The organism is Cupriavidus nantongensis, from assembly GCF_041726985.1.
Classification (GTDB): Bacteria; Pseudomonadota; Gammaproteobacteria; order Burkholderiales; family Burkholderiaceae; genus Cupriavidus; species Cupriavidus nantongensis_A.
This window is the reverse complement of sequence record NZ_CP168303.1, coordinates 1,619,691-1,630,912: the sequence shown is the minus strand read 5'-3', so window position 1 is coordinate 1,630,912 and position 11,222 is coordinate 1,619,691. Positions and strand designations below refer to the sequence as shown.

Annotated in this window: 8 protein-coding genes; all 8 read right to left on the bottom strand. The window is 72.4% G+C overall.

The window, feature by feature from the left end:
• Positions 1–22 precede the first annotated feature (22 nt).
• The 8 genes from ACEI37_RS18835 to ACEI37_RS18800 all read right to left on the bottom strand — a co-directional run bounded on the left by ACEI37_RS18835 (position 23) and on the right by ACEI37_RS18800 (position 11,168).
• Positions 23–1,411, bottom strand: a complete 1,389-nt coding sequence (locus ACEI37_RS18835) for a BatD family protein (protein WP_373380168.1) — start codon at positions 1,409–1,411, stop codon at positions 23–25.
• Positions 1,412–1,422: 11 nt separating this feature from the next.
• Entirely contained in the window at positions 1,423–3,084 is a 1,662-nt protein-coding gene (locus ACEI37_RS18830; RefSeq protein ID WP_373380167.1) for a VWA domain-containing protein, read from the bottom strand.
• Positions 3,084–4,160 carry a VWA domain-containing protein gene (locus tag ACEI37_RS18825; protein ID WP_373380166.1) on the bottom strand — a complete coding sequence of 359 codons (1,077 nt, stop codon included), beginning with the start codon at positions 4,158–4,160 and terminating at the stop codon, positions 3,084–3,086. Before ACEI37_RS18825 ends, ACEI37_RS18830 begins: the two co-directional genes overlap by 1 nt.
• On the bottom strand, positions 4,147–4,662 hold the full coding sequence (locus ACEI37_RS18820) for a DUF4381 domain-containing protein (protein WP_373380165.1): 516 nt from the start codon (positions 4,660–4,662) through the stop codon (positions 4,147–4,149). Before ACEI37_RS18820 ends, ACEI37_RS18825 begins: the two co-directional genes overlap by 14 nt.
• On the bottom strand, positions 4,659–5,681 hold the full coding sequence (locus tag ACEI37_RS18815) for a DUF58 domain-containing protein (RefSeq protein ID WP_373380164.1): 1,023 nt from the start codon (positions 5,679–5,681) through the stop codon (positions 4,659–4,661). Before ACEI37_RS18815 ends, ACEI37_RS18820 begins: the two co-directional genes overlap by 4 nt.
• Before the next feature lie 28 nt (positions 5,682–5,709).
• Entirely contained in the window at positions 5,710–6,684 is a 975-nt protein-coding gene (locus tag ACEI37_RS18810) for an AAA family ATPase (RefSeq protein WP_373380163.1), read from the bottom strand.
• Complete coding sequence (locus ACEI37_RS18805; protein ID WP_373380162.1) at positions 6,681–9,341, bottom strand: fused MFS/spermidine synthase; 2,661 nt, start codon at positions 9,339–9,341, stop codon at positions 6,681–6,683. The genes ACEI37_RS18810 and ACEI37_RS18805 overlap by 4 nt, the downstream gene beginning before the upstream one ends.
• A 69-nt stretch (positions 9,342–9,410) precedes the next feature.
• On the bottom strand, positions 9,411–11,168 hold the full coding sequence (locus tag ACEI37_RS18800; RefSeq protein ID WP_373380161.1) for an arylsulfatase: 1,758 nt from the start codon (positions 11,166–11,168) through the stop codon (positions 9,411–9,413).
• Between the last annotated feature and the right edge of the window lie 54 nt (positions 11,169–11,222).

Sequence of the window (11,222 nt, the reverse complement as noted above, 5' to 3'; positions counted from 1 at the left end):
GAGAGCGGCTGGATCAGGGGGATCAGGGATTGAGCGGTGGCAGCGCCGGCGCGGCCCGGCGCGGGCGCTGCGGGGCGGGCCCGGCGTGGCGGCCCAGCGCCTGTGCCAGCGGGTTGCCGTCCCAGGCGGACGGGACCGGCACCGCCCCGTAGAGATGGCGCTGCAGGCCGGTGACGGCGTCGGCCAGCGCGGCATCGCCGGCGGCTTCGGCCCAGGCCGCGGGCGTGGTGCCGTGGGCTGCGCGGGTCCAGCCGCCCAGCGCCTGGCTGGCGGCGGCCGCATCCCCCGCGCGGCAGGCCCGCAGCGTGGCCGCCAGCCGGGCATCGGCGCCCTCGGCGCGGGCGCGGCGGCGCTCGGCGCGGCGTTGCCGCAAGCGCGTCAGGCGCGGCCGCAGCTGCCGCCACAGCGGCGCCAGCACGGCAGCGCCGAGCAGCGCGCCCGCGGCCCATAGCAGCATGCGCCACGGCAGCCCGCCCTCGCCCCGCAGCGCGCCGGCCGGCGGCCCGCCCGGCGCCAGCGCGCCGGCGTCGCGCGCGGCGGCCACCTCGACCTTCACCGCTGGCGCTGCGGAGCTGGCGGGCCGGCGCGTGGCGGGATCGACCCAGTCCACGGTGACCGCGGGCAGCGTATAGGTGCCGGGCCGCTCGAACACATAGGTCAGCGTATCGACGCGCGTGCCGCCCGGGCCCGGCGCTTCTTGAGCCTGGTCGCCTTGGGCCTGATCGGACAGCCGCGCATCCGCGCGAAACATGCGCACGCCGCGCGGCGACGCGGCATGCGGCGGCACGATCATCATCGCCTGGGTCTGCGGCGCAAAGGTGGTGACGGTGCGCACCAGCGCATCGCCCGCATGCAGCCGGACCACGCCGTGGTCGGGATTGTGGTCCAGCGCCTGCGTCACGCTGAGCCGCGCCACCGGCAACAAGCGCCGGCCGGCTGTGGCACCCGCCGCCGCGGTGCCGGTGCCGCCCGTGCCGGCCAGGATCGTGGTGAGCGGCAAGGTGACGCTGCCCTCGCGCGGCGCGCCGTCGTCGCCGGCGTAGGTCACGCGGATGGTCGCGGCCGGCAGCCGGAACTCGCCATCCTGCTCGGCAGTGAAGGCGTAGGTCTTGCGAATGCCCGCATAGGCCACGCCGTCGATGGTCTCGGTGGAATTCACGGCGCGCGCGTCGGGCAAGGTGACCACCGCGCCCGGCACCGCGAGTGGCGGGAACTCGGGTGCCGACAGGAAATAGTTGGGCGCGAGGATGGTGACGTCGATGCCGACCTGCTGGCCCACCAGCACCGGCTGGCGCGCGCCCACGTCGACACGGACGATGGGCCCGGCGGCCGCCTGCGCCAGCCAGGGGCAAAGGCACGCCGCCAGCAGCACTAGCGGCACGGCGCGCCGCAGCCACGCGCGAGATGGCATGGCGTGGCGCCTCATCGCGCGCCCTGCGCCGGCGCCGCCTGCCCGTGCTGCAGCGCGAACTTGCGCTGCAGCAGGTCGGTCGGCGTGGTCTGGATCGCGCGCATCCACATCTCGGCGTCCTGCGCCAGCACCACCTGCAGCGACTTGCCGCCCGGCGCCGACGGCTTCGCGGCGTCGTACTTGACCTGGTCCGGCGGCAGGTCGGGCGGCTCTTCGCCGTCGTCGGGATCCGGCTTTTCCTTGGGCAACTGCTGCGCCAGCAGCTTTTCCATCAGCGCCAGGTTGGCGCTTGCCTCTGGCCACTGCGGCTGTCGCTTCAGCGCCTGGCGGTAGCGCGCGGCGGCCTGCTGGTACTGGCCCTGCCGCGCCAGCGCATTGCCCTGGTTGTAGTCGGCCTGCGCGGAATCGACCCACGCGAAGCTCTGCACCGCTTGCGCGTACTGGCCGGCGCGATACTGGGCGATGCCGCGCCACATCGGGTCGTCGAACAGCGTCGCTGCGCGCGCAAAATCGCCCTGCTCGAAGGCGCGCCGGCCTTGCTGGTCGTGGGTCAGCCACAGGTCGACGAAGCGCCATGGGCGTACCGCGTCAGCTTGCGTGGCTGGCGCGGATGACTGCGCCTGCGCCTCGGGCGGTGCGGCAAGCGCCAGCGCCAGCAGCAGGCCCGCGCTCCAGCGCACGGTCCAGCCCTTGCGGAACCACAGCATCGCCAGCAGCGCGAGCGGCGGCACCAGCCACCAGCCCTCGTCCTTCCAGCGGGTGCGGTCGCCGGCCTGCATCTGCTCGAGATGCGACTGCACGTGGCGCTGCACCCAGGCCACGTCGTCGTCGCTGTCCGGCGTGAAGGTCGCCACCGGCACGCCGCTGTCATCGCCGAAGCGCTCCAGCGCTTTCACATCGAGCCGCGCAAACACGCGCGCGCCGTCCTGCTCGACGAAGCCGCCCGCGGCATCGCGTAGTGGCCCGCCCTGCTCGGTGCCCAGCGCCAGCACCACCGGCTGGCTGCGGCCGCTGCCGGCCTGGGCGCGGAACGCCGGCGCGGCGGCGGGGTCGACGCCGTCGGTCAGGAACAGGATGGTGCCCGGCACCGGCTCGCGCTTCAGGTCGGCGTCGATCACGCGCAGCGCCTGCGCCATGTCGCGCCCGGGCACCGGCATGATGCGGGTCTGCAGCGCATCGGCGAAGGTCTGCAGCAGGCTGGCGTCATCGGTCAGCGGCAGCACCAGGTGGGTCGAGCCGGCATAGGCGTAGAGGGCGGTGCGGCCGCCGTCGCGGCGCGCCAGCAGCGCCTTGATCTTGAGCTTGGCCCGCTCCAGCCGCGTGGGCGTGACGTCGACCGCGTCCATGCTCGGCGACAGGTCCACGGCAATCGCCAGCGGCGCCTTGTCGTCGAGGAACGGCGGGCGTTCCTGGCGCCAGCTCGGGCCCGCCAGCGCCACCGTGCCCAGCGCCAGCAGCAGCGCGGTCAGGTGCACCGGGCGCAGCGCCATGCGCCGGCGTTCGCCTAGCATCAGCGCGTCGAGCAGGTGCGGCGCGATGGTGTCGCGCCAGCGCCGCCGCACGTCGCCGCGGCGCCGCACCGCCCACACCAGCAGCGCGGCCGGCAGCAGCCCCAGCAGCCACCACGGACGCAGGAAATGGAAGTGGGCGAGCGGGTCGAGCCAGGCCGGCATCAGCGCCTGCTCCCGGCGGCATCCGCCATCGCGCCCGGCGGGTCCGCTGCGTCCGTCGCCTCCGTCGCTTCCACCACGTCGGCACGAGGTGGCCTGGGCCGCGCGACCCACGCCGAATAGCCGAACATCAGCAGCTGGTACGCCAGCACCAGCGCCAGCGCCGCGCCCAGCGGCCACATGAACAGCTCGCGCCGCGGCCGCCACGACAGCGTCTTCTGGTCATGCGGCGTGATCCGGTCAAGGGTCGCGTAGATGCGCTCCAGGCTGGCCTGGTCGGCGCCGAAGAAATAGCGCCCGCCGGTCTGCGCCGCCAGCCGCTGCAGCACGTCGAGGTCGAGTTTCGCTTCGCCCGCGGCGTTGGGATCGCCGATGCCGATGGTATGCACCACCACCTTGCGTTCGCGCGCGATGCCGCCGGCGCGCTCGGGCGGCATCCGGCTGGCGGTGTCGTTGCCGTCGGTCAGCACGATCATCACGCGCTGCGGCGCTTCGCTGTGCCCGAACAGCTTGATGCCGAGGCCGATAGCATCGCCCAGCGCCGTGCTCGGTCCGGCCATGCCGGGCAGCAGGTCGGCCAGCAGCGCCTGCACCAGCTGGTGGTCCAGCGTAAACGGCGCCAGCGGGTACGGCGCATCGCCGAACACCACCAGGCCGATGCGGTCGCCCGGGCGCCGCGCCACGAAGTTGCTGACCACCTGCCGCACCGCCTGCACGCGCGGGATCAGCGCGCCGGACGGATCGCGGAAGTCGCGCGTGTCCATCGACTGCGACAGGTCCAGCGCCAGCAGCAGGTCGCGCGCCGGCTGCACCTTCTGCACCGGCGCCTCCAGGAACTGCGGCCGCGCCAGCGCGGTCACCACCAGCACCCACGCCAGCGGCGCCAGCACCCATTGCAGCCGGTTGCGGCGTGGCACCACGGCGCCGGCCGCCGGCGTCAGTCCGGCGGCACTGGCGACCTCGCCAAAGAACGGCAGCCGCACCGACGGGCTTTCCTCGCGGTACGGCGGCAGCCACCACCACAGCAGCAAGGGCAGCGGCAGCAGCGCGAACAGCCACGGATATTCAAACTGGTACATGGTGCTCCGCGATCCAGCGCCGGCATGCCGCGGCCACGGCGCGCACCTGGGTATCCGGCCATTGCGCCAGCGCGGCGTCGTCGCGGTACTCGGCGTCCTGTACCAGCGCGCCCAGCTGAGGCGCGACATCCTGGGCCCGCCCCGCGTGCGCCCGCAGGAAATCGGCCCAGCCGGCGCCGGCCAGGCTGGCTACCTGCGCGCGCGGCCACGCCGCCAGCGCGGTGCGCTTGAGCAGCGCCGCCATCGCGCGCAAGGCCGCGGCGCGCTGTGCGGGGTCCGGGTCCTGCGGCAGCGCCGCCAGTTGCGCCAGCGCCTCGCGCCGGTAGCGGTTGGCGCGATAGCGCCGCCACGCGCGCCAGCCGGCCCAGGCCAGCGCCAGCAGCAGCACGCCGCCGGCGATCGGCCAGCCGATGGTCTGCGGCATCCACGACGGCGGCGGCGGCATGGCGAGGTCGGCCAGCGTTGCTAAGGTCGCCGGGGCGGCGCTGTGGGTCAGGCTCATCGCGCCGCCCCCGCGCGTTGCCGCACCGGTGCCTGCTGCAGCGGCCGGCCCAGCAGCCGGCGCAACTGTGGCGCGGTCTCCTCGGCGGCGGACAGCGGCAGCAGCGGCACGCCCATGGCGTGGTGCCAGTCCAGTAGCGCCCGGGCGCGGGCATCGGCAAACTCGGCGATGCCGCGCCGCGTGGCGGCATGGCCGAAACCCAGCTCGACCTGCAGCTCGCCGTCGCTGACCACCAGCTGCCCCGAGCCCGGCAGCGCGCCGAGGAACGGGTCGTGGACCAGGACGGTCAGCACGTCGTTGTGCGTCGCCAGCGCCAGCATCAGGTCGCGGGTGCGGATGTCATGGCCGTCAAAATCGCTGACGACGATCACCAGGCAGTCATGGCGCGCCATGCGCGCGGTGCGCTCCAGCGCCGCGTTGAGCTGGCCCGCGGCGCGGCGCGCCGGCGCGTCGGCGCGCAGGGCCTGGTTGAAGCGCGCGATGCCGCCCAGCAGTTGCTGCACGGCGTCGCGGCTGCGGCGCGGCGCAAACGCCTCGATGCGGTCGTCGCCCAGCACCATGCCGCCGACGCGGTCGCCTTCGGCAAGCACGCGCCACGCGGCCAGCGCCGCCGCCTCGGCCGCGCTGACCGATTTCATCGCGCGGCGGCTGCCGAAGAACATGTTGATGCGCTGGTCCACCACCAGCAGCACCGGGCGGTCCTTTTCCTCGGTGTAGACGCGCACATGGGGCCGGCCGGTGCGCGCGGTCACGCGCCAGTCCATGCTGCGGATATCGTCGCCGGGCAGGTACAAGCGCAACTCCTCGAAGGTCAGCCCGCGCCCGCGCACGCGCGAGGCATGGCGCCCGGCCAGCACGCTGTGCACCGGCTGGCGCGGCAGGAAATGGAAGTCGCGCGCGGCCACCTCCAGCCGGGCCAGCGCCGCGGCATCCACGCTGACACCGGCCGCCGCCTGCGAAGACGGCGCGTGCGCCGCCGCCGGAGCGGCGCGGGCGATGGCGCGGAATGGCAGGCGCATGGGAGGCCCTCGCGATTTTGAGGCTGGTTCAGGCCACCGCCACCTGCTGCACCAGGCGCTCGATCACGGCATCGGCGCCGACGCCGGCGGCATGCGCCTCGTACGACAGGATCAGCCGATGCCGGAACACATCGCCGACCACGGCCTGCACGTCTTCGGGCGTGACGAAGTCGCGCCCGTGCAGCCATGCATGCGCGCGCGCCACCTTGTCCAGCCCGATCGAGCCGCGCGGGCTCACGCCAACCTGGATCCACTTGTCGAGGTCGTCGTCGACAAGCTTGGGCGCGCGCGTGGCCTGCACCAGCGCGACGATGTAGCGCTCGACCGCCTCGCTGACATGGATGCCATGGATGGCTGCGCGCGCGGCGAAGATGGCCTCGGGGGCGAGCCGCACCGGAGCGCTGGCGCCAGCCGCCGCGCCGCCCGCCTCTTCCGCGCGCGCCAGCCTGACGATGTCGGCCTCGGCCTGCGCTTCCGGATAGCCCACGCTGACATGCATCAGGAAGCGGTCCATCTGCGCCTCGGGCAGCGGATAGGTGCCCTCCTGCTCGATCGGGTTCTGCGTCGCCATCACCAGGAACAGCGGCTCGAGCTTGTGGGTGGTGCCGCCGACGGTGACCTGGCGCTCTTCCATCGCCTCCAGCAGCGCCGCCTGGACCTTGGCCGGCGAACGGTTGACCTCGTCGGCCAGCACCAGGTTGGCGAACACCGGGCCAGGCTGGAAGCGGAACTCGCCCTTGCCGCCTTCGCTGAAGTAGATCTCCGAGCCGGTGATGTCCGCCGGCAGCAGGTCCGGCGTGAACTGGATCCGCGACAGCCGCGCATCGAGGTTGCGCGCCAGCATCTTGATGGCGCGGGTCTTGGCCAGCCCCGGCAGGCCTTCGACCAGCAGGTGGCCGTCCGCCAGCAGACCCAGCAGCAGGCGCTCGATCATGCGCTGCTGGCCCACGATCGATTCGCCCATGCGCTGCTGCAGGGCGAGGACCTCGTCGCGTGTGCTCATGGGGCGTTCCTTGGGGTGTTGCCCGGGGTGTTCTCTGATGCCGCCGGGGTGCGGCGGGCCTGGCCGCCGACGAACCACGCATAGTAGGGATTGTCAGGGTCGGCGCGCATGGCCTGCGTGATATGGCTGGCCCACGCCTCGCGGTCGCCGCGATAGGCGTCGAGGCCGGCGCGGTAGAACGTATGCAGGATCTCGCGCTCGTGGCGCAGCTCGCGCCAGAAGGCATCGTCGGCGCCCGCCAGCGGCGGTTCGCTTTGCAGCGACAGCAGCCTCGACAACGATTCCGGGAAGGCATCGGGGCGGACCCAGCCGGCGTACTCGATGCGGGGGCGGTCGTCGGTCACGGGCGGGGCGTCGGCCGCATACCAGTCCAGCCCGGCGCGGTCGGTTACCCAGGTGGCCAGCAGCGCCGCCGCCGAGCGCACGCCGACCGCCTGCAGCGCGGCGGCGACCTCGGGCTGGGCAAAGCGCGCGCGGACCTGCGCCAGATCCAGCGCCAGCGGCGACATCGAACCGACCAGCAGCATCTCGTGCAGCTCGGTGGTCCACAGCGTGGCGTGCGGGAACACGTCGAGGAAGCTGCGCACCAGCATGCGCGTATCGGCGTCGTTCTGCGTCGACAGCGGCAGCCACTGCGCCACCAAGCCGCCGGGCTGCAGCCGCGCCGCCGCGAGCCGGTAGAAATCGGTCGAATACAGGTTGGCCACGCCGGCGGCGGATGGCGGCGGCGGCTCCAGCGTGACCAGGTCGTACTGCTGCGGGCTCTGCAGCAGCTCGCGCCGGCCGTCGCGCAGGCGGATCTTCACGCGCGGGTCGGTGGCGACGCCGAAATTCCCCTTGAAGCTGGGCACCGCGCGCGCGACCGGCGGCAGCAGCTCCGCCACCACGCGCTGCTCCAGCCCCGGCCACGCCAGTGTCGCGCCCGCCGTGATGCCGGTGCCCAGCCCGATCACCAGCGCCGACTTCGGCGCGCCGTTGTGCACGATCAACGGCAGCAGCGCCTGCAGCCGCATATAGCGCTGCGAAGTCATGGCATCGCCGGAATTGGACACGCCCTGGATATAGAGGCGCCTGAACCGGTTGGTGGCGGAACTTTGCTCGACCACCGCCACGGTAGCGCCGCGCCCTTCCTCGTAGAACACCAGTTCGCCGCCGCGCGCCCGCGCCAGCAGCGTGGCAAGGCGGTCCGGCGGCGCCAGCGCGGCGGCGATCACCGCCAGCACGCCCAGCATCGGCACCGCCCAGCGCGCCGCCGGCCGCACCCCGCTGCCAAGCGCCACCGCCACCACGCCGACCACCGCCGCGGCGACCGCCAGCAGCGACAGCGTACGCACCAGTCCCAGGTACGGCACCAGCACGAAGCCGGCCAGTGCCGTGCCGGCGATGCCGCCGAGCGTGTTGAGCGCGATCACGCTGCCCACGCCCGCGCCGATGCGCCGGCTGTCGACACTGACGCGCAGCACGAACGGGAACGCCGCACCCAGCAGCAGGGTCGGCACGAACACCACCGTCAGCGCCGCCAGCGCAAAGCGCGCGCACGCCGCCAGCAGCGGGCTCGCGGTCAGGCCCTGCACCCACGCCGACAGGCTGCCCTGCGCGTGCAGCAACCATTCGCCCAGCAGCACGAATTCGAGCAAGGCCACCAGCCCGGCCGCCGCCACCAGCAGGCCGAAGGCGCCCCACGGGTCGCGCACGCGGTCGGCATGGCGCGCGGCCAGCGCGCTGCCGATGGCGAGCCCGGCCAGATAGGTGGCCAGCACTACGGTGAAGGCGAAGGTGCGCGTGCTGAGGAACTGCACGATGGCCTGCGACCAGACCACCTCGTAGCCCAGCGCGATGCCGCCGGCGGCGGCATACAGCAGCAGCGCGAGCCGGCCGTTGGCGACATCGCCGGCGGCTGCGGCATCGTGCGATGCGTGGGCGCTGGCGGGAGCGGACGGGCGCGGTGCCCGCCGCGCCAGCAGCCACGCTGCCAGCGCCGCGACGCCGTTGAGCAGGCCCGCCGCGATGGCGCTGCCGAGGACGCCAAGCCCGGGCACCAGCACAAAGCCCGCCAGCAGCGTGCCGGCGATCGCGCCGGCAGTGTTGGCGGCGTACAGCCGGCCACCGTGGGTGCCAACGCGGCCCGGGCGCGAGCCCAGCACGCGCATCAGCACCGGCAGCGTGCCGCCCATCGCGGCCGCCGGCAGGATCACCAGCACGAACGGCAACGCCCACGCCAGCAGGCCCACCCTGTCTTCCAGCCAGGCAAACGGCGCGGCGGCGCGCGCCAGTGCCAGCGTCGCGCCGATGGCCAGCACCAGCACCGCGATTTCAAGCCACGCATACAGCCGGAGCGGCTCACCTTGGCGGTCGGCGATGCGGCCGAAGACCCAGCCGCCCAGTGCCAGGCCACCGAAGAATGCGCTTACGGCGGTGGTGACGGCGTGTACCTCGACGCCCACCACCAGCGCGAGCTGCCGGATCCACAGCACCTGGAACACCAGCCCGGCGGTGCCCGAGGCAAAAAGCAGCAGGGCAGGCACCAGCGCGGCGTCATGCCACGCCAGCTTGTCCTGCCCCGCCGGTGCGGCGGCCCGGGCGCCCTGCCCATTCGTGGCCGCCGCATGCCGCACCTTATCCTTGCCGGAACCTGCGCCGGCGCGCGCTTCTACCATGGTGCGATTCCTGTGGAATGGGCCAGCCGGCCCCTGCAGCGCAAGCCGGCTGGCCGGTCACGCCGGAGGCTATTTGCCGCCGGCCGCGCCCCTGTCGAGCGACGACATCACCGCCTCGGTCATCTGGTCGATGGTGAAGCTCGCCGGACGCTGGCTGGGCGGATAGTCCTTGAACGACTGGAGGAACGGTGCCACCCGCGAGGACGCATAACTGATCATGTAGGCGTTCTTCGCGGTCCAGTCGTAGTACTGGTCGGACACCGTATCGGCCCGTTCATAGGGGTCCATGCGCAGGTTGAATGCCTTGGGCACCCGCAGGCAGGTGAACGGGTTGGCCCAGACCTGGAAGCCACCCGGCTGGCGCTGTTCGCAGAACACGAACTTCCAGTCGTTGTGGCGCATCGCCACCAGCTGGCCGTCATCGTTGAAGTAGAAGAAGTCCTGGCGCGGCCCGGTGTTGGTCTGCCCCGTCAGGTAGGGCAGGAAGTTGTAGCCGTCCAGATGCACCTTGAACGATTTGCCGCCGATGCTGGTGCCCTTGAGCAGGCGCTCCTTGATATCGGTATCGCCGGCCGCGGCCAGCAGCGTCGGGAACCAGTCGAGCCCGGAGATCATCGTGGTGGACACCGTGTTGGGCTTGATCCGGCCCGGCCAGCGGATGATCGCCGGCACCCGGAACGCGCCTTCCCAGTTGGTGTCCTTCTCGCTGCGGAACGGCGTGGTCGCGGCATCCGGCCAGCTGAACTGGTTGGGGCCATTGTCGGTGCTGTAGATAACGATGGTGTTGTCGGCGATCTTCAGGTCGTCGAGCGCCTTGAGCAGCTTGCCGACGTGGCCGTCGTGCTCGATCATGCCGTCGGCATACTCGTTGCCGGGCATGCCGCTCTGCCCCCGCATCGACTCGCGCACATGGGTGAACACGTGCATGCGAGTGGTATTCATCCACACGAAGAAGGGCTTGTCGGCCTTCACCTGCTTGTCCATGAAGCCGATCGCCGCCGTCGTGGTCTCGTCGTCGATGGTCTCCATGCGCTTGCGGTTCAGCGGCCCGGTGTCCTGGACCTTGCCATCGGCAAAGGAGTGGATCACGCCGCGCGGCGCGTTGGCCTTGACCCAGGCCTCGTCGTTCTTCGGGTAGTACGGGCGCTCCGGCTCCTCTTCCGCGTTCAGGTGATAGAGGTTGCCGAAGAACTCGTCGAAACCGTGCGCGGTGGGCAGGTACTCGTTGCGGTCGCCCAGGTGGTTCTTGCCGAACTGGCCGGTGGCATAGCCCAGCGGCTTGAGCGCCTGGGCAATGGTCACGTTCTGCGCCTGCAGGCCGACCGGCGCGCCCGGGATGCCGACCTTCAGCAAGCCCGTGCGCAGCCCGACTTCACCGGTGATGAAGGTGGAGCGGCCGGCGGTGCAGCTGTTCTCGCCGTAGTAGTCGGTAAACAGCATGCCCTCCTGGGCAATGCGGTCGATGTTAGGGGTGCGGTAACCCACCACGCCATGGCTGTAGGCGCTGATGTTGGTCTGGCCGATGTCATCGCCAAAGATCACCAGGATGTTCGGCTTCTTGCCGGAGGCGGCCGGTGCCGCCAGCGCGGGTGCGGAGGCCGCGGCAACCGGGGCGCTGGTCGCCACCGGCGGATTCTCGCGGGCCGGCACCGGGGCGGCCGCGCTCGGTGCCGGCGTCGCGGCAGGCGCCTGCGCCGCCGGCTGCTGCGCCTTGGGCGGGGTTTCCTTCTTGTCGCAGCCTGCCACCGCGACCACCATGGCGGCCACGGCCAGCATCGCCAGCCTGGAACTCCGCCCCCTGACTATGCGTTCTTCAACTCTGTGCATGTCCCGCCTCCGTTCATTGACCCGTTACGGTCGGTTTGCTGCTGGTTTGCTGCT